This is a genomic window from Novosphingobium sp. NBM11 (assembly GCF_015390225.1).
In the GTDB taxonomy this organism is placed as follows: Bacteria; Pseudomonadota; Alphaproteobacteria; order Sphingomonadales; family Sphingomonadaceae; genus Novosphingobium.
This window is the reverse complement of the sequence record NZ_VUOG01000001.1, coordinates 1,795,536-1,820,637: the sequence shown is the minus strand read 5'-3', so window position 1 is coordinate 1,820,637 and position 25,102 is coordinate 1,795,536. Positions and strand designations below refer to the sequence as shown.

The window sequence follows — 25,102 nt, the reverse complement described above, 5'->3', positions numbered from 1 at the left end:
TCCCGTCACGAAGCCGCCGGCACCGGATTTGCAGCGATGGTGAAACTCAACAAGATCTACACCCGCACGGGCGATGACGGCACCACCGGGCTGGTCGATGGGTCGCGCCGCGCCAAGCACGATCCGCGCATGATCGCGATCGGCGAAGTGGACGAGGCGAACAGCGCCATCGGCCTTGCCGCCGTGGCCGCGCCGGAGGCAACCGCGCGCGACCTGCATCGCATCCAGAACGACCTGTTCGATCTCGGCGCCGATCTGGCGACTCCGGGCGAGGATTTCAGCCCGTCCGAGATGGTGCTGCGCATCGTTCCGGCGCAGGTGGCGTGGCTGGAACAGGCGATCGACGTGCTGAACGAGAGCCTGCCGCCGCTGACCAGCTTCATCCTGCCCGGCGGAAGCGAAGCGGCGGCACGGGTCCATCTGGCGCGCGCGATCGCGCGGCGCGCGGAGCGGGCCGGGGTGGCGCTGGCGGCGGAAGAGCCGGTCAACCCGGCCGCGCTGGCCTATCTCAACCGCCTGTCGGACTATCTGTTCGTGCTGGCCCGCGCGCTCAACGCCGGCGCCGATCCGCTGTGGGTGCCGGGCGCGAACCGCCCCTAGGCACGGTATCCATGGGCGTTGCCATGCTGCGGGTGCGAAGCTAGGGACAGGACCCGTTACTGGCGCGGTCGAGGTTTGAAGCAAAATGGCCTGGTGCAAGGAGAGAGGGCGCAGGAATATGTCGATATTTCAAGCCGTCTCGACGCCGCAAAAGGCCATTTTGGTCAAATCCCTGCGGGACGTCCAAATGGCTTCCATCTCGAACCGAAAGGCGCTTGCAAAAGCAACCAGCCTTCGCGGCGCGCCTTTCGGCCCGATATGCTCGCCATTTGGACGCCTCGACCGCGCCAGTAGCGGGTCCTGTCCCTAGGGCGCATTCCATCGGCTATGGAGAAGGCAGCCATGCAGAAAGTCGCGGTGATCGGTGCGGGGCAGATGGGCTCCGGCATTACCCAGGTGGTCGCGCAGGCCGGCATTCCGGTGCTGTTGTCGGACGTGGACCTCGCGCTCGCCGAAAAGGCGAAGGACCGTATCGCCAAGGCGCTGGCCCGGCTGGTGGAAAAGGAAAAGATCACCGCCGCCGCCGCGGACGCCGCCGTCGCGCTGATCACGCCGGTGGCGGATTATGCCCCCATGGCCGATGCGGAACTGATCATCGAGGCCGCGACCGAGCGTGAGGAGATCAAGCGCCGCATTTTCGAAAGCGCCGGCAAAGTGCTCGCCGCGAACGCCATCATGGCGAGCAACACCAGCTCGATCCCGATCACGCGCATGGCCGCCGCGTCGCCTGATCCGGCGCGCTTCGTTGGTCTGCACTTCTTCAACCCGGTGCCGGTCATGCAGTTGATCGAGGTGATTCCGGGGCTGGCGACGTCCGCCGATACGGTGACGCGGATGCGCGCCTTCGCCGAAACGCTGGGCAAGCAGGTCGTGCAGTCGGAGGACGAGGCGGGCTTCGTCGTCAATCGCATCCTGGTGCCGATGTTGAACGAGGCGGCGTTCGTGCTGGGCGCGGGCACGGCTTCGGTCGCAGATATCGACAAGGGCTGCCGGCTGGGGCTGAATCACCCGATGGGGCCTTTGCAGCTGGCGGATTTCATCGGCCTCGATACCTGCCTGGAAATCTGCCGCGTGCTGTTCCATTCGACCGGCGATCCCAAGTACCGCCCCGCCCCGCTGCTGGTGAAATATGTCGAGGCCGGCTGGCTCGGCCGCAAGACCGGACGCGGATTTTACGACTATGCGGGCGCGGAACCCGTGCCGACTCGTTGACCCGCCATGCAGACGATCCTGCTGCTGTCGCTGTCCAACCTGTTCATGACGACGGCATGGTACTGGCACCTGCGCGGCGGCCCGCAAGTGGCCGAGGCGCGGCCGGTGGTGATGGTCATCGCGATTTCGTGGGGCCTGGCGCTGGTTGAATATTCGCTGGCCGTGCCGGCCAACCGCATCGGCTATGCCCATGGCTGGAGCGCGGGGCAGCTCAAGGTGGTGCAGGAGGCGATCGCGCTGGTGGTGTTCGGCCTGTTCATGGTGTTCGTGCTGGGCGAACCGCTGCACTGGCGCCATTTCGCCGCCTTCGCCTGCCTGATGGGGGCGGTGGGCTTCCTGTTCGTCGGGAAGTAGCCGTCAGGCGGCGCGCAGCCCGGTCAGCCCTTTGGCGCCCCGGTCCTGCGCGGAAAGGCCATCGAACACCGCATCGATGATCCGCGCGAGCTTTTCCTCGCTCAGCCGCTCCATCAGCATGATCATGGTGGGGATCGAGCAATAGGGCGCGACCATCTGGTTCACCAGGCTGATGGTTTCGTCCACGCCCAGTCCGGGGAAAAAGCCTTCGCCCATCGCCTCTCCGATGATCACGCCCAGATAGTGATCGGCCAGATCGACATAGCTGCGCACTTGCTCGAAGTGTTCCTCGCCGATCTCCACATACATGCGGAACGCGGTGGGATCGGCATCATACCCCTTGCGCATCGAGATGAAGCGCCGCGCGAAGAATTCGTACATCTTGCGTCGGGGCGGAAGATCGCTGGCAAGCACTTCTTCCATGATGGCGACCTTGGGGCGGAACCAGAATTCGGCCACCGCCTCCATCAGCGCGTCCTTGCCGTCGAAGTAGCGGCCCAGCACGGCGGGGGATATTCCGGCGCGCGCGGCCAGTTCGTGCATGGTCAGCCCCGATCCGCCGCGCTCCTCGATGATGGCGCGGGCAAGGGTGACAAGGCGTTCGCGCTGGTCGTCGGCGTTTCCTGAGGCACTGGCCATCGCTTTGGATTCCTCCCGGCGTGTCTTTATCCGATTCTAGGGACGCGCCCCACCGGTTTCAATTGCGCGCAAAAACGAATCGCTCCGCATTGCGGAATGCCTTCATCGCGTCATCGCGATCGGCTAAGGCGCTGCATCGTTTCAACAGAGACAATCAGGTTCGGGTCCCATGACGTATGTTCTGCGCGGTGCGGTCGCACTGACCGTTTCCGTATTGCTTTCCGCCTGTGCCGGTCCGATCGCTTCGACCGGTCCGGGCGCGGGCAGCCCCGCCGTGACCGAAGCCGGCCCGGTCGAAGTGGGCATCATCGCGTTCAACGATTTCCACGGCAGCCTCGAACCGCCGCGCCAGTCCGTGCTGGCGCCAGACGGCAAGGGCGGAACGATGCAGGTTCCCGCTGGCGGCGCGGCGTGGTTCGCCTCGGCTCTGGAATCGATCCGCTCTAAATATCCGAACCATCTGACGGTTTCGGCCGGCGACATGATCTCGGCCTCGCAACTAGCCTCCTCGCTCTATCTCGACGAGCCGACGATCGGCGTGATGAACCGCATCGGCGTCGATTTCAACGCGGTGGGCAACCACGAATTCGATCGCGGCACCCGCGAACTGCGGCGGATGCAGGACGGGGGCTGCGAGAAGTTCACGGCCAAGCAGCCCTGCCAGCTCGAACCATTCACCGGCGCCACATTCCGCTATCTCGCGGCAAGCACGAAGGATGCCAGCGGCAAGACGCTGTTTCCCGCCACGGGCATCAAGAGCTTCGGCGAAGGCAGCCGCAAGGTGACGATCGGCGTGATTGGCCTGACGTTGAAGGGCACGGTCGATCTGGTCAGCCCTGAAGGCATCAGGGGTTACACGTTCGCCGACGAGGCGGACACGATCAACGCGGCGGTTCCGCAGCTCAAGGCGCAGGGGGCGGACGCCATCGTCGTGCTGATCCACGAAGGCGGCAAGACCAAGGGCACGCCCGATCCCAATGGCTGCAATGATCTGGTGGGCGATATCAAGCCGATCCTCGACCGGCTGGACACCCGCGTCGACCTCGTCGTTTCCGGGCACACCCATTGGGAATACGTGTGCGATTACGGCAAGATCAACCCGGCCAAACCGATCCTGCTCACCAGCGCGGGCGTCTATGGCAAGGAAGTGACCGACATTACGCTGGAGATCGATCCGGTGCGGCACCAGGTCGTGTCGAAGAAGGCCCACAACGTCATCGTGCAGTCGATCCCCTATACCTCGGCCACCGGCTTGCGCGAAAATACCACGCTCTATCCGCAGTTCCAGCCGCAGGCCGACATTCTCGAATACGTGAAGCGCTACGTCGATGCGTCCAAGGCCTTCACCACGCGCCCGATCGGCAAGCTCTCCGGCCCGGCGACGCGCGGCGACGGCGCCGAAAGCGCGTTCGGTGGCACGCTGGGCAACCTGATCGCCGACGCCCAGCTCGCCGCCACGCGATCCGCCGGTGCGCAGATCGCCTTCATAAACCCGTTCGGCCTGCGCGCGCCGATCGTCCCGGCGGCCGATGGCACGGTCACGTTCGGCGATCTCTATCAGACGCAGCCGTTCGGCAACGAGGTGGTTACCGAGACGATGACCGGCGCGGAGATCAAGGCGACGCTGGAACAGGGCTTCGACACCAACGGGCCGGAGCAGGTGCTCTCGCCCTCGGCCGGGTTCAGCTTCCGCTTCGACCGCAGCCGGCCGATCGGCGATCGCATCGTGGCGATGACGTTCAACGGCAAGCCGCTGGACCTGAAGGCCCGCTATCGCGTCACCGTGAACGGCTTCCTGGCGTTGGGTGGCGACACCTTCTCGGGCTTCGTCGGCAAGCCCGATGCGGTGACCGGTCCCACGGACATGGAGGCGCTGGAGAGCTGGGTGAAAGCGGTGCCCTTGCGCACGGTCCCGGCGGAAGTCCGCGCGGCGCCGGTCGGGCGCTGACCGGCGGCGTCAGTCGTCCAGGTTGCCGAAATCGGTCAGCCCCTTTGCGGGGTGGCGCGGCGTGACGCTGCGGTAGAAGGCCGCCACCTTCTCCATGTCGGCGCGGTAATCGCCGGTGGGCCAGATCTCCGGACCCAGCCCGCCGGTCTTGGTGCCATAGTCCATCAGGCCGCACACCAGCGGAACACCCGCGCCCAGCGCGATGTGATAGAAGCCCGTGCGCCATTGCCGCACCGCGCCGCGCGTGCCTTCGGGGGCGATCGTCAGCATGAATTCGTCGCGTGCGGCGAATTCGTCGATCATCGCCTGGACCATGTTGTTGCGGGATGACCGGTCGATGGCCACGCCGCCCATGTCGCGCATGAAGCCGCCCAGCGGCCAGCGGAACAGGCTGCGTTTGCCCATGAAATGCGCCCGAATGCCCAGGGCGTCGACCAGGCCCAGGAAATAGACGAAATCCCAGTTAGACGTGTGCGGCGCCGCGATGATCACGCAACGCCGGCTGGCGGGCGGAGTGCCCACGGCCTTCCAGCCCTGGCGGCGATAGAACCACAGCAGCACGCGCCGCACGATCCGTGAAAGGCGGCCCGGCCGCCGGTCCCGCACCCTGTTGTCTGGCATGTCCTCTCCCCCGATGCGGTTTTCTATCGCGGGAAAGGGGGCGTGTCGAAGAAAGATGCGGTCGACGCGCAGGGACGGTCCGCTGCTTGACGATAATGAGCATGGCTATTATCGGCATGGCGTGCAAAATAACATTGCCTTCCTCTCCACCGATGTCGGGCGTCTCTTCCGCAAGCGTTTCGACGTTGTCAGCCGTGATCTGGGCGTAACGGGGCCGCAATGGCGCGTGCTCGCCGCGCTGAAGCGCACGCCCGGAATCAACCAGGGCGCCCTGGCGCAGTGGCTGGAGGTGGAGGCGATCACGGCCGGACGGATGATCGACCGGCTGGAAAAGGCGGGGCTGGTGGAGCGCCGGCCCGATCCGGCAGACCGCCGCGCCTGGCGCTTGTTCCTGACCGATGCAGCCGCGCCGTTGCTCGATGACCTGGCCCTGTTCGCGCAAGGCGTGTTCGCCGAAGCGCTGACGGGCTTTTCGCAGGATGAACAGGACATGCTGGTGCGCTTGCTCGAACGTGTTCGGGCCAACCTCGCGGAGGATAGCGCCCCGGCTGCAAGGGTGAGCCATGGCTGAAGCCGATCCCTTTCCGGGCAAGCCCGGCGAAAGCGACGTAGAATCGCGGCAGGAAGCAATGGCTTCCGCCGCCCGCCATACCGCGCGGACCCGGCTCAAGCGGGTGCGGATCGTGCTGTTGACCGTGGTGCCGGCGCTGATCGTCGCCGGTGGCCTGTGGTACTGGTTCGGCAACGCCGGTTCGGTCGAAACCGACAATGCCTACGTCAAGCAGGACGTCGTTTCGATCGCCGGGGAGGTGACCGGCCTCATCACCTCGGTCCGGGTCCGCGACAACCAGGACGTGAAGGCGGGCGATGTCCTTTTCACCATCGATACCTCGCCCTACGAGGTCGCGATCCGGCAGGCCGATGCGCAGATCGCCACGGCACAGGCGCACGTTACCGCGCTGCAGGCGGACGTTGGCGCCAACGCCGCCGATCTGGGCGCGGCGCGCGATGACCTTGCGCTGGCGCAGGCGAACTACAATCGCGCCAAGGCGCTGATGGACCGGGGCTTCAACACGCGCGCCAACATGGACGCGGCCGAACACGCCGTCGCCACCGCGCGCGACCGGCTGGTCGCGATCGAGGCCGAAGTGGCCAAGGCGCGCGCGCAGCTGGCAGATGGCGCGCAGGTGCCGGGCGTGAACCCGGCGATCGCCGCCGCCCAGGCATCGCACGCCAAGGCCGCGCTCGATCTGCGGCGCACGGTGGTCCGCGCGCCCGCCGATGGCCGGATCACGCAGGTTTCGCGCTTGCAGATCGGGCAGATGGTGTTCCCCGGCGTGCCGATGCTCAGCCTGGTGCGGGCCGACGGCGCGCGGGTGGAAGCGAATTTCAAGGAAACCGACCTCGACCGCATGCGGCCGGGGCAGCCGGCGGAAATCCGGCTGGATGCCTATCCCAAGCTGCGGCTGAAGGGCCATGTCGACAGCATCGGCGCGGGCACCGGGTCGGAGTTCTCGGTCCTGCCCGCGCAGAACGCCACCGGCAACTGGGTCAAGGTGATCCAGCGCGTGCCGGTGCGCATCGCCATCGATGAAAGATCGCCCCGGCCGCTCATCGCCGGATTGAGCGCGGTGGTGTCGGTCAACGTCGGCAAACGCTGATGGCAGCGGCGGCGCCGTCCGGACCCCGGCGAGAGGAGCTGCCGCCGCTGGTAGTCAAGCATCGCGGGCCGCTGCTGTTCGCGGTCATGGCCGCGATGGTCATGCAGATGCTCGACACCACGATCGCCAACGTCGCGCTGCCGCACATGCAGGCCTCGCTTTCGGCGACGCAGGAAACGATCAGCTGGGTACTGACCAGCTACGTGCTGGCCTCCGCCGTCACGCTGCCGCTGGCCGGATGGCTGGTCGACACGATCGGCATCCGCCGGGTGTTCATTTCCTCGGTGGTGATGTTCACGGCGGCTTCGATACTGTGCGGGCTGGCGCAGAGCCTGGAACAGATCGTGTTCTTCCGGGTGTTGCAAGGGCTGGGCGGTGCGTTCCTGTCGCCGCTGGCGCAAACGATCATGCTCGATACCAGCACGCCGGCGGAACGGCCGCGCATGATGGGCATCTTCACGCAAGGCGTGATGCTGGGGCCGATCGCCGGTCCGGTGCTGGGTGGCTACATCACCGAGAACGTGAGCTGGCGCTGGGTGTTCTTCATCAACGTGCCGATCGGCATCTGCGCGGTGATCGCGCTGCTGGCTCTGCTGCCGCAGACGCCGCGCCGGGAGCGGCGTTTCGACGTGTTCGGCTGGGTCCTGATCGCGCTGGCGGTCTCGACGCTGCAACTGATGCTGGATCGCGGCGCGCAGAAGGACTGGTTCGGATCGGGCGAGATCGTGGCCTATGCCGTGATCGCTGCGGTGGCCTTCTGGATGGCGATCGTCCATCTGGTGACAGCGGACCATCCGCTGTTCCCGACCGCGCTGTTCCGCGATGGCAACTACGTCGCCAGTCTGGGGCTCTACTTCCTGGTCGGCATGGTGATGATGGCGGTGCTGGCGCTGCTGCCCGGGCTGTTGCAGGGGATATACGGTTTTCCCGCGATCGACGCGGGCTGGCTGCTGGCACCGCGCGGCCTGGGCATGCTGCTGTCGATCACCCTGTTCGGCCGGTTCATCAACCGGTTCGATCCGCGCATTTCGCTGGCCATCGGGCTGTTTCTGGCGGGCTGGTCGCTGTGGCTGATGGCGGGCTGGACGCCGAACATGCCGATGCGGCCGATCTTCCTGACGGGGATGTTGCAGGGGCTGGGCCTCAGCTTCACGTTCATTCCGATGAACCTGATCGCTTTCGCCACGCTGCCGCCGCAGTTGCGCGCGGATGCCGCGGGGATGACCAACCTGTTCCGCAACATCGGATCGTCGATCGGGATCGCGGTCTGCACGGTGCTGCTGGCGCGCAACATCCAGATCAACCACGCGGAGCTGGGCGCGCGGCTGACCGCGATGAGCGTGCCGTTCGACATCAACCGCCTGGATACGTTCGGGCCGGTCGGCGATGCCGCGTTGGGCGTGGCCGACGGGCTGGTCAACCAGCAGGCGGCGATGATCAGCTATCTCAACGATTTCCTGATGATGGCCATCGCGTGCTGGGCGGCGATCCCGGTCCTGTTCTTCCTGCGCGCGGGCAAGCCGGCCCCCGGCGCGCCGCCGCCCGACGCCGACATGGGGCATTGAGCCACGGCGTTACGCGCCGGACCGTTCGTCGGCATCGGGCCAGCGCGTCAACCGGGGCGTGCTCCGTCGCACGAACAACAGCGGCAGCTTGACCAGCATCAGCGACTTGTGGATCGCATAGTCCGTCCAGCGCTCGCGCCAGCGCGTGGCCGTGCCGCCATGGCGCGCCAGCCAGTCGCGATAGGGTATCCAGTGGTCCGGTTCGTCCTTTTCGACCACGCGAAAGATCCGCGTCATTGCGCGGTCGGAAAGGACCTGGCGGTTGCGCAGCAGCACCTCCACCTGGCGCATCCCGCGCTGTTCGGTCAGCATGATCACCCGGCAGAGCTGCGCGAAGGCGCGCCGGTCGGCCGCAATCATGGCGGTGTCGAGCGCGTCGATCGGGCAGCCGAACACGCGTTCGATGAACCGGTCGATGTGGCCGCACGACCGACCGACCGCCAGCGGCATGCGGCCCTGCAAATCGAACCAGCGCCGGAACATGACATAGTGTTTGCGTTCGTCCGCGCGGTGTTTCTCTATCGCGTCAATGAAGGCCGGATCGTCCGGGCATTGCACGCGCACCGCTTCCAGCACCCGGTCGAGCGCGGTGTAGCCGCGATGTTCGTTGTAGAGGTAGATCGAGGCCAGCACGTCCAGGAAGCGCGCACGAAAGGCGTGGGTGATGGCGTGGATCATGCAGACCAATGTCGCACGGAGCAGCCGGTTCCACCAGTTGCCGATAGGACAGATTGTCCCAGGGGCTTACGCCGCTCTTGAAGGGCTCTATATGCGATGTGGCCGAAGCATGGTCCAACCGTGCCGACCGCGCGACGCGGATGTCGCGCCGAACAAGATAAACAATAAGATAAACGAGGCAGGAAGCACGGACGATGGCCGAAAACGACAAGTTTCGCTGGATTCTCAAATCCGGCTGGGAAGGGCGTTGCCCCCGCTGCGGCAAGGGGCACATGTTCAAGGGCTGGCTGAAGCTGGCGGACCGCTGCGAAAGCTGCGGGCTGGATTACAGCTTCGCCAACACGGACGATGGCCCGGCCTTCTTCGCGTTGTGCATCACCGCGTTTCCGTTGACGTTCCTGGTCGTGTGGGTGCAGGTCGCCTACGATCCGCCGTGGTGGGTCCACGTGCTGACCTCGGTGCCGGTCCTCGCCATCGGCTGCCTTGCCACGCTGCGCCCGTTCAAGGGCTGGCTGGCCGCCTCCCAATACGTGAACAAGGCGGTGGAAGCGGGCACCGAGGGCCTGTGGGCAAAGCTCAACGCGCGCGAGCGCGAGGAACGCGGCGAATAGGCCTCAGGCCTTGCGGTAGTCGGCGATGATCTCGCCGGCGGCAGCGAGCTCCGCTTCATGGCCCGCCTCGCGCCAGGTTTCGGCCAGCGCCTGCTGTTCCCAGTCCCGCATGGCGGGATGCGCCAGCACCTGATCGACCCAGGCCTGCCCTCGGCCGACGTCAAGGCCATAGGTCCGCACGCGGAAGGCGACCGGCGCGAAGAAGGCGTCCGCCGCACTGAAAGCCTCGCCCGCCAGCCACGGACCGCCGAAGCGGTCGAGGCCCTGCGTGAAGATCTCGGCCACCCGCGCTACGTCGCGCAGCAGCGCCGCCGACATCGGGCGCGGCTTTACCCGCACGCCCACGTTCATCGTGCAATCGTTGCGCAGCGCGCTGAAGCCGCCGTGCATTTCCGCGACGATGCCCTGGGCAAAGGCGCGCGCCGCCTCATCCGCCGGCCACACGCCGGGGTGGCGGTCCGCCAGGTACAGCGCGATGCCCAGCGAATCCCACACAGTGCGTTCGCCGTCGATCAATACCGGCACCTGGCCCGTTGGCGAAAAGGCCCGGAACTCGTCGTAATTGCTGGGTTTGGTGAAGGGCTCGAACCGTTCCGCGAAGGGAATGCCGAGCGCCTTCATCAATAGCCAGGGCCGCAGCGACCAGCTGGAATAGTTCCGGTTAGCGGTGATCAGCGTGTAGGACATGCGAACCTCAGGCGGGCTTGGCCAGTTCCGCCTCGATCACCGCTGTCAGGGCCGGATCGTCGGGCGTCACCGCCGGGGCAAAGCGGGCAACCACGCTGCCGTCGCGCGCGATCACGAACTTCTCGAAGTTCCACAGCACTTCCGGGTCCTCGGTAGGCGTCATGCCATAGCCCTTCAGCCGTTCGCGGAATTCGGCGGCCGGGCCGGTCTTGGCGGGTTGCGCCTGCGTCAGCGCGGCATAGAGCGGCTGCTTGCCCGGTCCCGTCACGTCCGCCTTGGCAAAAAGCGGGAAGGTCACGCCATAGTTCAGCGAACAGAACGCGGCGATTTCCTCGTGCGTGCCGGGCTCCTGCGCGCCGAAATCGTTGGCCGGAAATCCCAGCACCTCGAAACCCGCATCCCGGCGGGCCTCGTAGAGCGTCTCCAGCGCCTCGTACTGCGGGGTCAGCCCGCACTTCGACGCCACGTTCACCACCAGCAGGACGTTGCCGGCATGGTTGGCCAGGGTATCGGGCTGGCCGTCGATGCGGGTCAGCGGGATCGCGGCGAGTTCGGCGCTCATGGTATTCGTCCCCTACTCGATATAGTGCGCCGTCGTCTTGGCACGAACGTCGTCCGCCGTCACGCCGGGCGCAAGCTCGATCAGGCGGAACGGCGACGCGTGGTCCGGGCGCTGGAACACGGCCAGGTCGGTCACGACCATGTCCACCACGTTGCGGCCGGTCAGCGGCAGCGTGCAGGCCGGGATGAACTTGGGGCTGCCGTCCTTGGCGCAATGTTCCATGACGACGATGATCTTCTTCACGCCGGCGACGAGATCCATCGCGCCGCCCATGCCCTTGATCATCTTGCCGGGCACCATCCAGTTGGCGATATCGCCGTTTTCGGCCACTTCCATCGCGCCCAGCACGGTCAGGTCGATATGCCCGCCCCGGATCATGGCGAAGCTTTGCGCGCTGTCGAAATAGGCGGACTGCGGCAGTTCGCTGATCGTCTGCTTGCCGGCGTTGATCAGGTCGGCGTCCACTTCGTCCTCATAGGGGAAGGGGCCGATGCCCAGCATCCCGTTCTCGGACTGGAGCGTCACTTCCATGCCGGCGGGAATGTGGTTCGCCACCAGCGTCGGGATGCCGATGCCCAGGTTCACGTAGAACCCGTCCTGCAGTTCCTTGGCCGCGCGGGCGGCCATTTCGTCGCGGGTCCAAGCCATTACGCGGTCTCCCTTGCACGCACGGTGCGGAATTCGATCTTCTTGTCGTAGGGCGCGCCCACGATCATGCGCTGGACGTAAACGCCCGGCAGGTGGATCGCGTCGGGATCGAGGCTGCCGGTGGGCACCACTTCCTCCACTTCCACCACGCAGACCTTGCCGGCCGTGGCGGCGGGCACGTTGAAATTGCGCGCGGTCTTGCGGAACACCACGTTGCCGCTCTCGTCGGCCTTCCACGCCTTCACCAGCGCCAGATCGGCGAAGATGCCCTGTTCGAGGATATATTCCTCGCCGTTGAAGACTTTCACTTCCTTGCCTTCGGCCACCAGCGTGCCGACGCCGGTCTTGGTGTAGAAGCCCGGAATGCCCGCGCCGCCGGCGCGCATCCGCTCGGCCAGCGTGCCCTGCGGGCAGAATTCCACTTCCAGCTCGCCCGAAAGGTACTGGCGTTCGAATTCCTTGTTCTCGCCCACGTAGGACGAGATCATCTTCTTCACCTGCCGCGTGCGCAGCAGCTTGCCGATGCCTTCGTTGTCGATGCCGGCGTTGTTGCTGGCGAAGGTCAGGTCCTTCACGCCCGAATCGCGCACCGCGTCGAGCAGGCGTTCGGGCACGCCGCACAGGCCGAAGCCGCCGCAGGTGATGAGCAGGCCGTCGCGCAGCAGGCCGTCGAGCGCCGCTGCCGCATCGGGATAGAGCTTCTTGGACATCCGGGTCTCTCCCTTTTCCGCGCGCGATCCTAACGGCAAAGATCAATTGTAAATAGCGATACTTTTTTATGTTTTATGATAAACAATGGCTATGAAACGCATCGCCATCTACCATCTGGAAACCCTGTTGTGGATCGCGCGGCTGGGCACGTTCCGCGCGGCGGCGGAGCGGCTCAACACCACGCAGCCGGCGATCAGCGCGCGGGTGCGCGAGCTGGAGGATCAGCTCGGCATCGCAATCTTCCAGCGCGAAGGCCGGCGCATGGTGCTGACCGCGCGCGGGCGCGAACTGGTGCGCGATTGCGAGCCGCTGTGGGCGGGCTTCGAACGCGCGTTGCTTAAGGCCAGCGACTTCGCCGGGGCCAGCGGCGTGGTGCGGATCGGCGCGGGGGAGATCGCGGCGGCCAGCTGTCTGCCCGGCTTCGTTCAGCAGATCGAGCGCGACCTGCCCGGCGTGACGCTGGAGATCGAGATCGACCTGACCGCGCGGATGCTGCAGCAGGTGCTGGCCGGCACCACCGACATTGCCTTCCTGGCCGGGCCGGTGGAAAATCCCGGCATCCGGACCTGCGGGATCGGGTCGGTCGGGCTGGTCTGGCTGGCGAGTCCGGGGACGGTCGCCCAGGGCGGGTTCGCGCGGCCCTTGCCGGTATGGTCGGTGCCCGCGCATTCGCCGCTCCACGCGGTGACCATGGCCACGCTGGCGGAACAGCGCGTGCAGGCTTCTTCGATCAACACCTGCAACAACGTGCGGATGCTTATGGAGATCGTGGCGGGCGGCGGCGGCGCGGCGGTGCTGCCGGAAACGATGGTGCGCGCCGAAATGGCGGCGGGAACGCTGGTGGAAGTGCTGCCGCGCCCGCACCGGACGATCCGCTTCGAGGCGGCGATCCGCGCGACCGAACAGGACCCGGTGATCCTGGAACTCTATCGCCGCGCGGGCGCCCTGAGGATCGAAGGCTGAGCCTTATCAGCCCAGGTCCAGCCCCAGCGCGGTGGAGAGGTCCGCCAGCGCCTGCGCCTCGCCCGTCACCTTGATCGCGTGCATTCCCAGCGCGGCGGCGGGTTTGCAGTTTATGCCCAGGTCATCGAGGTAGATGCAGTCCGCCGGTTCCAGGCCCAGCTTTTCGCACATCATCCGGTATATGCGCGGATCGGGCTTGCGCACGCCGGCCTTGCTGCTTTCGATCACATGTTCGAACCGGGCGAAGATCCGTTCCAGCTCGTCGTTGCCGTCGGCGCTGCGCGCCATGCCGGCGCCGTGGCCGGCCGGCACGTTGTTGGTGATGCAGGCCAGGCGATAGCCGGCCGCCTTGATGCGATCGAGCGCGGCGACCATTGCCGGGCGGACCGCGCCCGCCAGCACCGCCAGCACCGCGCTGCCTTCCAGATCATGCCCCAGCGCACGCGCTTCGGCGGCAAACAGCGCGTCAAAGCGGGCCGCATCGATCTCCGAGCGCTCGAACAGCGCCCAGGCGTTGCTGTCGGGATTGGTCGCGTTGATTTTGCGGACCAGGTTCGCCGGCAACCCGCGTTCGGTCTCCAGCCTGTTGAACGCCTCGAAAGGGGAGGACGTGATGACGCCGCCAAAATCGAAGATAACCGCGCGAAACGCCATGCCTGCTCCCTCATGTACCCTGTCCCGGGCCCCTGCTCGGGGTTTGCGGCGGGACCATGGACGCGCACACGCCGCACGGCAAGCGGCGCCGCATCGATCCGATTTGACTTGGATCATGGCGCGGGCGGGCCGATGCTGCGAGTCACAAGGCAACACTGAAGGAGGATCCCTATGCGCTCCATTCTTTGCCCCGTCGATTCGTCGTCCACGCTGGACGACCGGGTCGAAACAGCGCTGGCCCTGGCCCGTGTGGTGAACGGGCACGTCACGTTCCAGATCGCCACGCCGTTTGCCCAGATGGCCGTGTGGGAACCGTTCGGCGGTGCGACCCTTTCCGCCGCCGCCATCGCCGAGGTGCGGGAGGCGGATGAAAGGCGCGCGGCCGATCTCGAGGCGCGCCTCGCGCCGCAGGACGTGCCTTTCGACGTGGAAATCGTCGACAATGGCCGCGTGGAAGGCGTCGCCGCGGCATCGCGCTTTACCGATGTCATAGTGGCCAGTCTGGACGAGCCGGCGCTTGAAGAAATCGCCGTCGGCGTGCGCAGCCCGGTTCTGGCCCTGCCCAAGGGCGTGCCGATGCTCGTGTTCGATGGTCCGGCTGTCGTGGCATGGGATGGCGGCCATGAGGCGGCGAACGCGCTGCGTGCGTCGTTGCCGCTGCTGCGGCTGGCCAGCCAGGTCCACATCGTTACCGTGCGGGAGAAATCGGAGGATTTCCCCGCCGCCGATGCGGCGCGCTACCTTTCGCGGCATGGCGTGACCGCCGAGGTTCACGCGGTGGAGCCCAAGGGGACGATCGCGGCCACGATCGAGGAGACGGCGCGCAATCTGGGCGCCGGACTCATCGTGATGGGGGTGTTCGGGCACAGCCGGTTGCGCGAACTGTTGCTGGGCGGGGTTTCGCGCGCCCTGCTCGACCGGTCGCTGATTCCATTGCTTCTGGCGCATTGATCGCCGGCCGACTGGCGCGCCCGAGGCATTGCGGCTAGGTTTCCGGCCTTTCTGCAAGTGGTCGGGAAACCATGATCGTGTCCGTGCGGCGCATCTTCAGGGCATTGGTGCTGACGGGGCTGGCCGGCGCGCTGGTTACGGGTTGCCGGAATGCCGCGCCAGAGCCCGAAGACGATACCGGCCAGGGCGGTGCAACCGATGCGGCCATCGCCATCGTGGCATCGCCCTCTGTCGCGGTCGAGTCACCCCGTTCCGGTCCGGGCCATGCCGGGACTGTTGCGGCCGATACGCTGGCCTTGCCCGCCCGGCTGCGCGCCACCGGCACCGAACCGTTCTGGGGGGCGGACATCGACGGCACGGCCCTGACGTATTCCACGCCGGATTTCCCGGCCGGCGCGAAAATCACCGTAACCCGGCGCGCCGGGCCTGATTTCGTCGAATTTGCCGGCACGCTCGACGGCAAGCCGCTGACCCTGCGCATCGCCGCCGGGCCATGCAGCGATGGCATGTCCGATCGCGTGTACCCTTATGCGGTGACGCGCGAGATCGGGCCGGACATCGAGCGGGGTTGCGCGCGCGGGCGCTGACCGGTTGCGGTTGCACTGCAGCATCGTGGCGGGCGGTGGTCTTCGTGCTCCCGAAATGACACGCGTTTGCTACGCATAGTTACGGAGAGCGTTCAGGAAAGCAGATAGAAAACAGTTGTATTGCAGTTTTTGCAATTGTAGTTGACTGTTTCGCACTTGCACAAATTTTGTTTGCTAGGCATACAGAAACTGCCTTTCAGGCATCCTCTCCCAAAACTTTTCAGCCCGGTCGGCAACGGTCGGGCTTTTTCTTGTCCTCGTGACACGCCCCGCGGTGGCGCTTTGGGCGTGCGCCGGCTTTCGGTTGCTTTTCCTGCAACCGTTTCTTCCGTTCGACGTTTGAAAAAGCATCGCCCGGTTCCTAGCTCTGGATCAGGCAATGTTTCGGACGGAAAGGGGCCATGGCGGATATAGCGACACGCGAGGACACCAGGGTCGTGCGGCTTCAGGTCGCCGGAGCCCGGCAGGAGGAAAGCGGCCACGGCATCGCGCGGATCAGCCGCGCGGTCATGGGCCAGCTCGGCGTGACCGAAGGCGACGTCATCGAGATCACCGGCAAGCGCAGCACGGCCGCGCGGGCGATACTGCCGTATCCCGAAGACGAGGGGCTGGAAGTGATCCGGCTTGACGGGCTGCAGCGTGCCAATGCCGATGTTGGTTCGGGCGAACACGTCGAAGTGCGCAAGATCGAAACGCGTCCGGCGCAGCGCGTGGTCTTTGCCCCGGCGCAGCGCGATCTGCGGCTGCAGGGGCCGGCCATCGCGCTCAAGCGCAATTTCGCCGGTCGGCCGCTGGTGACCGGGGATCTCGTCGCCACGGCGGGGCAGCAGCAGGTCAACCGGGGCGACATGCCGCCGCAGCTGCGCCAGATGCTCAACGCGCCGGCCTTCGCGCTCACGCAGATCCGCCTCACCGTGGTGTCGACCGTGCCCAAGGGCGTGGTCCACATCGACGAGAACACCGAAGTCGAACTGCGCGCCGAATACGAGGAACCGCGCAGCAGCCGCGCCGACGTGAACTACGATGACGTGGGCGGCATGGGCGATACCATCCGCCAGCTGCGCGAGATGGTGGAACTGCCGCTGCGCTATCCCGAACTGTTCACGCGGCTGGGCGTCGATCCGCCGAAGGGCGTGCTGCTGCATGGCCCGCCGGGCACCGGCAAGACCCGGCTTGCACGCGCCGTCGCCAACGAAAGCGACGCCAGCTTCTTCACCATCAACGGCCCGGAAATCATGGGCTCGGCCTATGGCGAGAGCGAGAAGCACCTGCGCGAGGTGTTCGAGGAGGCGACCCAGAACGCGCCCTCGATCATCTTCATCGACGAGATCGATTCGATCGCGCCCAAGCGTAGCGAAGTGCATGGCGAGGCGGAGAAGCGGCTGGTCGCGCAGCTGCTGACGCTGATGGACGGGCTGCAGGCGCGGTCCAACCTCGTCGTCATCGCCGCGACCAACCGGCCCGACGCGATCGACGAGGCGCTGCGCCGGCCCGGCCGGTTCGACCGCGAAATCGTGGTCGGCGTGCCCGACGAGAGCGGCCGGCGCGAGATCCTGGGCATCCACACCCGCGGCATGCCGCTGGCGGAGGATGTCGATCTGCGCGAACTGGCGCGGACTACGCACGGCTTTGTCGGCGCCGATCTTGCCGCGCTGGCGCGCGAGGCGGCGATCGAGGCGGTGCGCCGGATCATGCCCCGGCTCGATTTCGACCAGCAGACGATCCCGCCCGAAGTGCTCGACGCGCTGCGCGTGGAGCGCGACGATTTCGTCCAGGCGCTCAAGCGCGTGCAGCCGAGCGCGATGCGCGAGGTCATGGTGCAGGCGCCCACGATCGGCTGGAGCGACATCGGTGGGCTCGACGAGGCGCAGGACAAGCTGCGCGAAGGCGTGGAACTGCCGCTGAAGACGCCCGAAGCGTTCCACCGCCTGGGCATCCGGCCGGCCAAGGGCTTCCTGCTCTATGGCCCGCCGGGCACCGGCAAGACGCTGCTGGCCAAGGCGGTGGCCAAGGAGGCGGAGGCGAACTTCATCGCCATCAAGTCCTCCGACCTGCTCAGCAAGTGGTACGGCGAAAGCGAACAGCAGATCGCCAAGCTGTTTGCCCGCGCGCGGCAGGTGGCGCCCTGCGTGGTGTTCATCGACGAGATCGACAGCCTGGTTCCCGCGCGCGGGACCGGGGTGGGTGAACCGCAGGTGACGGCGCGCGTGGTCAACACGATCCTGGCGGAGATGGACGGGCTGGAGGAATTGCAGTCGGTGGTGCTGATCGGCGCCACCAACCGGCCCAACCTGGTCGATCCGGCGTTGCTGCGCCCCGGCCGTTTCGACGAGCTGGTCTATGTCGGCACGCCCAGCGCCGAGGGGCGGGCGCGCATCCTGCGCATCCACACCAAGGCGATGCCGCTGGCCGGCGATGTCGATCTCGATCGCATCGCGGCGGAGACCGAGCGCTTCACCGGCGCCGATCTGGAAGACGTGGTGCGCCGCGCCGGCCTGAACGCCATTCGTCGCGCGGGCGGCGGGGTGGAAACGGTCAACGCCGCCGATTTCGCCGATGCGCTCGAACATTCGCGCGCCACGGTGACGCCGGAAATGGAGGAAGACTACGCCCGGATGAAAGGCGAACTGAAGAAGCGCGCGATGGAACCCGGGCCGCTGGGCTTCATCACGCCCGGCATGGTGCAGTCCACGCGCGAGGCCAAGCACCGGTAACCGGAAGGACGGCTTCCCCGGGTTGGGGAAGCCGTTCCTGTCAGCCCACCCTGGGGAAGTCGATCTCGATCACGATGCCGGCCGCCTCGAAGCGGCGTTCGATGGTGCCACCGAGCTGGCGGGCCGAGCTGCGCATCAGCATCGATCCAAAGCCTTCGCGTTCCGGCTTGCCGCCTTCGGGCGGCGGCGGGGCGTTCTCGCTTTCTTCGCGCCAGACCAGCCGCACGCGGCCGTCCACATCCTGCCAGCGAACTTCCAGCAGCCCCCCGGCGCGAGCCCATGCGCCGTACTTGACCGCATTGGTCACCATTTCGTGCAGCACCAGGCCCAGCGGCATGGCATGCCGCCCGTCGATGGCCAGGGCCGGACCATCGAGCACGCAGCGTTCGCCAGAGGAACGGTAGGGCGCGATCGTCTTGCCGATCAGGTCGGCCAGGTCGACCCGCGAATCGGCCTCCGCGCCGTCGCCACCCTGTGTCACGTCGTGCGCGGTGACGAGGGCATGGATGCGCTTGCTGATCCGGTCCACCGCGGGCGCGGCAGCGGTATCGCCCCGCGCCGACATCTTCACCACCGCCAGAATCACCGCGAACAGGTTCTTGACGCGATGGTTCAGTTCCTTGGCGAGCAGGTCGGCACGGTCACGCGCCTCCGCGATCGCTTCGGCATTGGCGGCGGCGGCCTCGGCGCGGCTCATGCGCACCGTCTGCCACAGACCCAGCGCCAGCGCGCAGACGATCACCGCGAACAGCAGCGACAGCAGCGGCACGATCCGCGCTTCGGTGCGCGCGGCGCGGTGGCTGGCGTCCGCCAGCCTCGCGCGCTCCACCGTCTCCAGGCGTCCGACCGCCTCGCGCAGCCCGTCCATGGCGAGTTGCCCTTCGTCGCTGAGAATGCGGGCATGCGCCGCGGCGATCTCGCCTCGGGCCACCAGCGTCACCGTCGCGCCCATTTCGGCCCACTTCGCGTCGCCCAGCCGCTCGATCTCGTCGACCAGTTCCGTCTGTTGTTGCGTGGCCTCTGCCCCAAGGCTGGACCGCACCCGCGCGATCTCCGTCTCGTAGGCCTTCTGTCCGCGCCAGTAGGGGGCGAGATAGCGCTTGTCATAGGTGATGAAATAGCCGCGCTGGGCCGTTTCTCCGTTGAGCGTGGCACCCACGACGCCATTGAGGGCGACCAGAACGGTCGACGTGCGCGCGGCCTGGCTGCGCTGGATCCGTTCCGCCTCTACCGTCGCGAAGATCAGGACGAAAGCGCCCAGAAGCGCCAGTGCGACCACGCCGAACAAGGCGAAGACCGACGTGCGCGGCGCATTGCGGCGCCATCTGCCGCCGCCCGGCGGGGAGGTGATGCCGATCGGGGCGGTTTGGGGATTTGGCGCTGAACCCATGGACAGGGCCTAACGGAACGCGGATGGCGCTACAATAGCGGCCATGCGGCTGATGGGGCGGGCCATGGATGGCGCCGTCAGCGGCCATGATGCGCGGGAATGCTTGACGCGCGGGCCATGCTTGCGTATCGGCCGCCCTCTGATTCCGGCCCGTCGCTTGCGGCGGCGGTGTCCTTTTGCAGATTCGAGCGAGAAGAGTTTAGCGATGAAGCGCACTTTCCAGCCCAGCCGCCTCGTGCGTGCCCGCCGTCACGGTTTCCGCGCCCGCACCGCCACTGTCGGTGGTCGCAAGGTGCTGCGCGCGCGCCGCGCCCGCGGCCGCAAGAACCTTTCGGCCTGATCGCCGACCGGACTTGCGCGGACGGCATCCGGGCTGACGTGCCCGGTCCGCCTGTTCCGCGCAAGCAGCCCGCCACGCTGGCGAAGCGTGCGGATTTCCTGGCAGCCAATCGCGGAATCCGGGTCGCAAGGCCCGGATTCGTGCTGTTGGTGAACCCCGTTTCGCACCCCGAAGGGGCGATGCGGTTCGGCGTTACGGTCACCAAGAAGATCGGCAACGCGGTGGTCCGCAACCGCATGAAGCGCCGGTTCCGTGAACTGCTGCGCGACGCGCTCCCGGCCATTGGTGTGCCCGGCGCGGACCACGTGCTGATCGGCCGCGAAGGCGGCGTCGAGCGGGATTTCGCGCTGCTTCGGCAGGAACTGGCGCAGGCGCTGGCACGGGCCGCCGCCGGCAAGGGCGATCCGCCACGCCGGCGCTCCCGCGGCGGCAAGGCGGCAGACGGCGCGGCAACGGGCGGCAAGGCAACGGGCGGCAAACAGCGCCGGCCATGATGAAACGCCTGCTCATCCTGATCGCGCGGGGCTGGCAGCTTGGCCCTTCGCGGGTGCTTCCGCCCTCCTGCCGCTACATGCCGTCCTGCTCGCAATACGCGATCGAGGCGGTCGAGAAACACGGCGCGATTAGGGGTGGCTGGCTGGCGACGAAGCGGCTATTGCGCTGCCACCCTTGGGGCGGCCACGGCTACGATCCGGTGCCCTGAGACGCGATGTTCCGGCGGTCGCATGGTCCACCGGGCATCTTCCTGCAAGGCAAGCAAAGACAAGAACGCGAGGCAGAGTGGAAAATCAGCGCAATCTGATCTGGGCGGTGGCGCTCACGGCCCTGCTGCTGCTCGGCTGGGATCTCGGCACGCGGTATTTCTTCCCGCAGCCTGCCAAGCCCGTCGCCAGCGCCAGCGCTTCCCCGGCGCCGGCCGGTGCGGATGCGCGGCCCGCCAAGCCGACGCGCGAAGGTGGCCTGCTCAACCCCGCCGATGTCGCGCTGGAAAAGCAGGACCTCAAGCTTGCGCTTGCCTCGCCGCAGCGCGTCGCGATCGAGGCGCCGGGCGTCAAGGGCTCGATCAACCTTGTCGGCGGTGTGCTGGATGACCTCACGCTCAACAAGTATCGCGAGACCATCGCCAAGGGCAGCGCCTCTGTCCGCCTGTTCTCGCCCGCCGGCACGCCGGCGCAGCACTTCGCGCAATTCGGCTGGGTCGGGCAGGGCGTGCAGGCCCCTGATGCCAACACGGTCTGGCAGGCGGATGGCCGGAAGCTGACGCAGCAGACCCCGGTCACGCTCAAGTGGACCAACCCGACGGGGCAGACCTTCGCGATCCGTTACGCGATCGACGATGCCTATATGGTCACGGCCACGCAGACGGTGGCCAACGCGGGTGGCGCGCCGGTGGTGGTGCGCCCCTTCGCGCTCGTCAACCGGACCGACCGCACCGCCAGCCTCGATACCTGGAACGTGCATTCCGGGCCGATCGGCGCCTTCGATGGTTCGGTCGATTTCAGCAACAACTACAAGGATGTGATCGGCACCGGCACGGTCACGCCCAAGGGCAAGCCGAACTGGATCGGCTTTACCGACATCTACTGGCTCTCCGCGCTGATTCCCGATGGCGGCACGCAGGCGCAGGGCGATTTCCGCGCGCTGGGCGATGGCCTGTTCCGTGCCGACCTGCTTTATAACCCGGTTACCGTCGCGGCGGGGCAGCAGGCCAGCCAGACCGTACGCCTGTTCGCCGGGGCCAAGGAAAACGCCACGCTCGAACGCTATGAGAAGGCGGGGATCACCAACCTGTCGCTGTCGATCGACTGGGGCTGGTTCCGCTGGTTCGAAAAGCCGATCTTCTGGCTGCTCGATGCGCTGTTCCGCACCGTTGGCAACTTTGGCGTGGCGATCATCCTGCTTACGCTGATCGTGCGCGGCATGATGTTCCCGGTGGCGCAGCGCCAGTTCGCCTCGATGGCGGCGATGCGCGCGATCCAGCCGAAGATGAAGGCGATCCAGGAACGCTACAAGGACGACAAGCAGAAGCAGCAGCAGGAAGTGATGGCGCTGTACAAGCAGGAAGGCGTCAACCCGCTTGCCGGCTGCCTGCCGATCTTCCTGCAGATTCCGGTGTTCTTCGCGCTGTACAAGGTGCTGGTGCTGACCATCGAAATGCGCCACCAGCCGTTTGTGCTGTGGATCAAGGACCTGTCCTCGCCCGATCCGCTGCACGTGCTGAACCTGTTCGGCCTGCTGCCGTTCGATCCGCCCAGCTTCCTCGGCATTGGCATCCTCGCGATCCTGCTCGGCATCACCATGTGGCTGCAGTTCAAGCTCCAGCCGGCGGCGATGGACCCGGCGCAGCAGCAGGTCATGGGCATGATGCCGTGGATCATGATGTTCGTGATGGCGCCGTTCGCGGCGGGCCTGCTGATCTACTGGATCACGTCCAACCTGCTCACCATCGGGCAGCAGAAGTACCTCTACAGCCGCCACCCGCAGTTGAAGGCGCAGGCGTCGAAGGACCAGCAGGACATCGACCGCGCCGCCGCGCGCGACAAGAAGCCGAAGGCGCGGTGAGCGAACCCGCGCTCTCGTCTCCCGCGCTCTCGCCCGAGGAGCAGGCAGCCCGCGCGGACCTTCTGGAACGCGCGCGGTTGCTGTTCGCCGGGCGGGTGGACTTCCTGAAGTCCGCCCCGGCGCTCAAGTTCTTGCCCGATCCCGAAGTGCCGGAGATCGCCTTTGCCGGGCGGTCCAACGTCGGCAAGTCCTCGCTGCTCAACGCGCTGACCGGCCGCAAGTCGATCGCGCGCACCTCGGTCACGCCGGGGCGCACGCAGGAACTGAACTTCTTCGAAGTGGGCGAACCCACACGCCTGCGGCTGGTCGACATGCCCGGTTACGGCTTCGCCAAGGCCCCGCCCAAGGTGGTGGAGCAATGGCGGCGTCTGGTGCGTGATTACCTGCGTGGCCGGGTGGTGCTGAAGCGCACGCTGCTGCTGATCGACAGCCGCCACGGCGTGAAGCCGGTCGATGACGAGATGATGCAGATGCTCGACGAGGCGGGCGTTGGCTATCGCGTGGTGCTGACCAAGGCGGACAAGATCAAGGCCACCGACCTGGCGCAAGTGCTGGCCGATACGCAGGCGGCGGCGCGCAAGCGCACGGCCGCCTACCCGCAAGTGCTGGTCACCTCGTCCGAGCTGAAGCTGGGCATCGAGGATCTGCGCGCGGCCGTTCTGGAAGATTCCGAAATCTGAACGCATGTCTGGCGTCCTACGGGGCACGCATGGCGGCGCCGCGCGGCGGTGATCCCCGGGTGCGGCAGGTGCAAAATACGCGCAGACGATTTTCCTGCGCTCCGCCGGGTTGACCGCCAATCCCGGCTTCGTCGCAAACCCGTCAAGTTCGGGAAAGGTCGAACATCTTCTTCGACCTAATGCCAATCCCAATCGCCTGCGCCCGCACTACATGGGCCGCCGAGACGCTGAGCTACGCGCCTCGTCTTGCAGGAGATTGAATATGAGGACTTTTCTTGTTTCCGCCGCGGCTTCCGCACTGGCAATCGGGCTGGCCGCTCCGGCCTCGGCCGAACCCTTCAACGGGCCTTTCGTGGGCGTGCAGGCCGGTTGGAACCAGGACAAGATCGGCGGGATCAACACCGATGTCGGCGCCGTGGGCGTGAACGGCAAGAAGGATTCCTTCGAGCTGGGCGGCTTCATCGGCTATGACCACAAGATCAACCCGAAGGTCGTCGTGGGCGCCGAGGCGGGCATCAACTGGGGCATCCAGGACAACGTCTATGGCCCGGGCGTCACCATCGATCCGAAGCGCTCGATCGATCTGACCGTCCGCGCGGGCTACCTCGTCAACGACAAGACGCTCGTCTATGCCCGTGGCGGCTATTCCAGCATCCGCGCCCGCACCTATCTGGCCAATGCCAACGCGGGCGAAGACCGTGACGCATGGGTCGTCGGTGGCGGCGTGGAACGCTCGCTGACGCCGCATTTCTCGACCCGGCTCGAATACCGCTACAACGATGCGAGCCAGGGCACCGGCAAGTGGGACCGTCATCAGGTCCTGGCCGGCGTGGCCTATCGCTTCTGAACACGTCCCGGAAGCGTCTTGCGGGGCGCTTCCGGGCCTTTCCCGCGAAGGCTGGTTCGCGGGCATGGTAAAGCCGGGGCGCCGCTGGGCGGCCCGGCTTTATGATTGTTTGCAAGGCACAATTGCCCCTGTCGGACACTCGCCCGTTCATGCTCGACAGGCCCAGCATGAACGGTTACGCCCTCCGCAGGTGCGAAAGGGCGGCCATGAAGCTCATCATCGGGAACAAGAACTATTCGAGCTGGTCGCTGCGGGGCTGGCTGGCCTGCAAGCAATCGGGCCTGGCGTTCGAGGAAATCACGGTACCGCTCTATGGCGAAGACTGGGACGAGGCCCGCAAGGCCGAGGATCTCGCGCCCTCGTCGGGCAAGGTGCCGATCCTCTGGGACGGTGACGGGCCGGATGGCGCGGTGGTGTGGGACAGCCTGGCCATCATCGAATACCTGGCCGACAAGGTGGGGCGCGAACGGTTCTGGCCCCGCGCGGATGATGCGCGGGCCATGGCGCGGTCGATGGTCGCCGAAATGCATTCCAGCTACCTGCCGCTGCGCCGCCAACTGCCGATGAACATCCGCAAGCGGATGCAGGGCGTGGCCGTGACCGACGAGGTGCGCGCGGACATCGTGCGCATCCTCACCCTGTGGGCCGAAGCGCGGGCGCGTTTTGGCAAGGGGGGGCCGTTCCTGTTCGGCACGTTCAGCGCGGCTGACATCATCTACGCGCCGGTCGTCTCGCGCTTCCTCAGCTATGGCGTGCCGGTGCCCGGCTTCGCCGTGACCTATATGCAGGCGATCTGGGATCACGAATGGGTGCGGGCCTGGGTGGCCGCCGCCAGCGAGGAGGAATGGACGATCGAACAGTTCGACGGGCCTTCCGCCGCCGCGTGATTGCGGATTGTTCCCGGCTCGCCAAGCGCG

The 25,102-nt window shown here is 66.6% G+C and carries 28 protein-coding genes; 19 read left to right on the top strand and 9 right to left on the bottom strand.

The window, feature by feature from the left end; translation table 11 throughout:
• Window positions 1-36 precede the first annotated feature (36 nt).
• From F1640_RS08710 to F1640_RS08700, 3 genes are all read left to right on the top strand, one after another.
• On the top strand, window positions 37-600 hold the full coding sequence (locus tag F1640_RS08710) for a cob(I)yrinic acid a,c-diamide adenosyltransferase (RefSeq protein WP_194918750.1): 564 nt from the start codon (window positions 37-39) through the stop codon (window positions 598-600).
• 342 nt (window positions 601-942) lie between these two features.
• Window positions 943-1,812, top strand: a complete 870-nt coding sequence (locus tag F1640_RS08705; protein ID WP_124808120.1) for a 3-hydroxyacyl-CoA dehydrogenase family protein — start codon at window positions 943-945, stop codon at window positions 1,810-1,812.
• A 6-nt stretch (window positions 1,813-1,818) separates the two neighbouring features.
• Entirely contained in the window at window positions 1,819-2,166 is a 348-nt protein-coding gene (locus F1640_RS08700; RefSeq protein ID WP_124808121.1) for a DMT family protein, read from the top strand.
• A gap of 3 nt (window positions 2,167-2,169) precedes the next feature.
• Here the strand turns inward: F1640_RS08700 and F1640_RS08695 are convergent, their stop codons facing one another.
• Complete coding sequence (locus F1640_RS08695) at window positions 2,170-2,805, bottom strand: TetR/AcrR family transcriptional regulator (RefSeq protein ID WP_124808122.1); 636 nt, start codon at window positions 2,803-2,805, stop codon at window positions 2,170-2,172.
• 169 nt (window positions 2,806-2,974) lie between these two features.
• Between F1640_RS08695 and F1640_RS08690 the strand changes: the two genes are divergently transcribed.
• The gene (locus tag F1640_RS08690) at window positions 2,975-4,753 is read left to right on the top strand and encodes a bifunctional UDP-sugar hydrolase/5'-nucleotidase (RefSeq protein WP_194918748.1); all 1,779 of its coding nucleotides are present in this window, start codon (window positions 2,975-2,977) and stop codon (window positions 4,751-4,753) included.
• A gap of 9 nt (window positions 4,754-4,762) precedes the next feature.
• Here the strand turns inward: F1640_RS08690 and F1640_RS08685 are convergent, their stop codons facing one another.
• Window positions 4,763-5,374 (bottom strand): lysophospholipid acyltransferase family protein, encoded by a 612-nt coding sequence (locus tag F1640_RS08685; protein WP_194918746.1) that lies wholly within the window; start codon window positions 5,372-5,374, stop codon window positions 4,763-4,765.
• 55 nt (window positions 5,375-5,429) lie between these two features.
• Here F1640_RS08685 and F1640_RS08680 point away from each other — a divergent pair, with 55 nt between their 5' ends.
• The 3 genes from F1640_RS08680 to F1640_RS08670 are packed head-to-tail and all read left to right on the top strand — an operon-like array spanning window position 5,430 to window position 8,600.
• Window positions 5,430-5,945 (top strand): MarR family winged helix-turn-helix transcriptional regulator, encoded by a 516-nt coding sequence (locus tag F1640_RS08680; RefSeq protein WP_168196061.1) that lies wholly within the window; start codon window positions 5,430-5,432, stop codon window positions 5,943-5,945.
• Window positions 5,938-7,035 (top strand): HlyD family secretion protein, encoded by a 1,098-nt coding sequence (locus F1640_RS08675; RefSeq protein ID WP_194918744.1) that lies wholly within the window; start codon window positions 5,938-5,940, stop codon window positions 7,033-7,035. Before F1640_RS08680 ends, F1640_RS08675 begins: the two co-directional genes overlap by 8 nt.
• The gene (locus tag F1640_RS08670) at window positions 7,035-8,600 is read left to right on the top strand and encodes an MDR family MFS transporter (RefSeq protein ID WP_124808126.1); all 1,566 of its coding nucleotides are present in this window, start codon (window positions 7,035-7,037) and stop codon (window positions 8,598-8,600) included. Before F1640_RS08675 ends, F1640_RS08670 begins: the two co-directional genes overlap by 1 nt.
• Before the next feature lie 9 nt (window positions 8,601-8,609).
• Here the strand turns inward: F1640_RS08670 and F1640_RS08665 are convergent, their stop codons facing one another.
• Window positions 8,610-9,278: a ferritin-like domain-containing protein gene (locus F1640_RS08665; protein ID WP_194918742.1), complete on the bottom strand. Its 669-nt coding sequence runs from the start codon at window positions 9,276-9,278 to the stop codon at window positions 8,610-8,612.
• Between the two features lie 194 nt (window positions 9,279-9,472).
• On the opposite strand from F1640_RS08665, the gene F1640_RS08660 reads away from it, so the two are divergent.
• On the top strand, window positions 9,473-9,889 hold the full coding sequence (locus F1640_RS08660) for a DUF983 domain-containing protein (protein ID WP_124808128.1): 417 nt from the start codon (window positions 9,473-9,475) through the stop codon (window positions 9,887-9,889).
• A gap of 3 nt (window positions 9,890-9,892) precedes the next feature.
• On the opposite strand, the gene F1640_RS08655 is transcribed toward F1640_RS08660, so the two are convergent.
• Genes F1640_RS08655 through F1640_RS08640 form a run of 4 tightly spaced genes read right to left on the bottom strand, consistent with a single transcriptional unit; the run spans window position 9,893 to window position 12,496 of the window.
• Window positions 9,893-10,576 carry a glutathione S-transferase gene (locus F1640_RS08655; RefSeq protein ID WP_194918739.1) on the bottom strand — a complete coding sequence of 228 codons (684 nt, stop codon included), beginning with the start codon at window positions 10,574-10,576 and terminating at the stop codon, window positions 9,893-9,895.
• A gap of 7 nt (window positions 10,577-10,583) precedes the next feature.
• On the bottom strand, window positions 10,584-11,138 hold the full coding sequence (locus tag F1640_RS08650; RefSeq protein ID WP_194918737.1) for a glutathione peroxidase: 555 nt from the start codon (window positions 11,136-11,138) through the stop codon (window positions 10,584-10,586).
• A gap of 12 nt (window positions 11,139-11,150) precedes the next feature.
• Window positions 11,151-11,786: a CoA transferase subunit B gene (locus tag F1640_RS08645; RefSeq protein WP_194918735.1), complete on the bottom strand. Its 636-nt coding sequence runs from the start codon at window positions 11,784-11,786 to the stop codon at window positions 11,151-11,153.
• On the bottom strand, window positions 11,786-12,496 hold the full coding sequence (locus F1640_RS08640) for a CoA transferase subunit A (protein WP_124808132.1): 711 nt from the start codon (window positions 12,494-12,496) through the stop codon (window positions 11,786-11,788). Before F1640_RS08640 ends, F1640_RS08645 begins: the two co-directional genes overlap by 1 nt.
• A 91-nt stretch (window positions 12,497-12,587) precedes the next feature.
• On the opposite strand from F1640_RS08640, the gene F1640_RS08635 reads away from it, so the two are divergent.
• Window positions 12,588-13,460, top strand: a complete 873-nt coding sequence (locus tag F1640_RS08635; RefSeq protein WP_194918734.1) for a LysR family transcriptional regulator — start codon at window positions 12,588-12,590, stop codon at window positions 13,458-13,460.
• 6 nt (window positions 13,461-13,466) lie between these two features.
• Here the strand turns inward: F1640_RS08635 and F1640_RS08630 are convergent, their stop codons facing one another.
• Window positions 13,467-14,114, bottom strand: a complete 648-nt coding sequence (locus F1640_RS08630; protein WP_194918732.1) for an HAD-IA family hydrolase — start codon at window positions 14,112-14,114, stop codon at window positions 13,467-13,469.
• Window positions 14,115-14,285: 171 nt separating this feature from the next.
• Between F1640_RS08630 and F1640_RS08625 the strand changes: the two genes are divergently transcribed.
• The 3 genes from F1640_RS08625 to F1640_RS08615 all read left to right on the top strand — a co-directional run bounded on the left by F1640_RS08625 (window position 14,286) and on the right by F1640_RS08615 (window position 18,366).
• The gene (locus tag F1640_RS08625) at window positions 14,286-15,065 is read left to right on the top strand and encodes a universal stress protein (protein ID WP_124808135.1); all 780 of its coding nucleotides are present in this window, start codon (window positions 14,286-14,288) and stop codon (window positions 15,063-15,065) included.
• 71 nt (window positions 15,066-15,136) lie between these two features.
• Entirely contained in the window at window positions 15,137-15,652 is a 516-nt protein-coding gene (locus tag F1640_RS08620) for a COG3650 family protein (protein ID WP_194918730.1), read from the top strand.
• A 401-nt stretch (window positions 15,653-16,053) separates the two neighbouring features.
• Window positions 16,054-18,366, top strand: coding sequence for a CDC48 family AAA ATPase (locus F1640_RS08615; RefSeq protein WP_124808137.1), 2,313 nt, complete (start codon window positions 16,054-16,056; stop codon window positions 18,364-18,366).
• 40 nt (window positions 18,367-18,406) lie between these two features.
• Here the strand turns inward: F1640_RS08615 and F1640_RS08610 are convergent, their stop codons facing one another.
• Window positions 18,407-19,756 carry a sensor histidine kinase gene (locus F1640_RS08610; RefSeq protein WP_194918728.1) on the bottom strand — a complete coding sequence of 450 codons (1,350 nt, stop codon included), beginning with the start codon at window positions 19,754-19,756 and terminating at the stop codon, window positions 18,407-18,409.
• 205 nt (window positions 19,757-19,961) lie between these two features.
• Between F1640_RS08610 and rpmH the strand changes: the two genes are divergently transcribed.
• From rpmH to F1640_RS08575, 7 genes are all read left to right on the top strand, one after another.
• Window positions 19,962-20,096, top strand: coding sequence for a 50S ribosomal protein L34 (gene rpmH / locus F1640_RS08605; protein WP_018075531.1), 135 nt, complete (start codon window positions 19,962-19,964; stop codon window positions 20,094-20,096).
• 38 nt (window positions 20,097-20,134) lie between these two features.
• A complete protein-coding gene (gene rnpA, locus F1640_RS08600) occupies window positions 20,135-20,590 on the top strand; it encodes a ribonuclease P protein component (RefSeq protein WP_309229226.1) in 456 nt (151 codons plus the stop codon).
• Window positions 20,587-20,799 carry a membrane protein insertion efficiency factor YidD gene (gene yidD, locus F1640_RS08595; protein WP_124808139.1) on the top strand — a complete coding sequence of 71 codons (213 nt, stop codon included), beginning with the start codon at window positions 20,587-20,589 and terminating at the stop codon, window positions 20,797-20,799. Before rnpA ends, yidD begins: the two co-directional genes overlap by 4 nt.
• 77 nt (window positions 20,800-20,876) lie before the next feature.
• Window positions 20,877-22,658, top strand: coding sequence for a membrane protein insertase YidC (yidC, locus tag F1640_RS08590; protein ID WP_194918726.1), 1,782 nt, complete (start codon window positions 20,877-20,879; stop codon window positions 22,656-22,658).
• Window positions 22,655-23,338: a ribosome biogenesis GTP-binding protein YihA/YsxC gene (gene yihA, locus F1640_RS08585; protein WP_124808141.1), complete on the top strand. Its 684-nt coding sequence runs from the start codon at window positions 22,655-22,657 to the stop codon at window positions 23,336-23,338. Before yidC ends, yihA begins: the two co-directional genes overlap by 4 nt.
• Window positions 23,339-23,600: 262 nt before the next feature.
• Window positions 23,601-24,185: an outer membrane protein gene (locus F1640_RS08580; protein WP_125954051.1), complete on the top strand. Its 585-nt coding sequence runs from the start codon at window positions 23,601-23,603 to the stop codon at window positions 24,183-24,185.
• Between the two features lie 206 nt (window positions 24,186-24,391).
• Window positions 24,392-25,072 carry a glutathione S-transferase family protein gene (locus tag F1640_RS08575; RefSeq protein WP_194918724.1) on the top strand — a complete coding sequence of 227 codons (681 nt, stop codon included), beginning with the start codon at window positions 24,392-24,394 and terminating at the stop codon, window positions 25,070-25,072.
• Window positions 25,073-25,102: the final 30 nt, after the last annotated feature.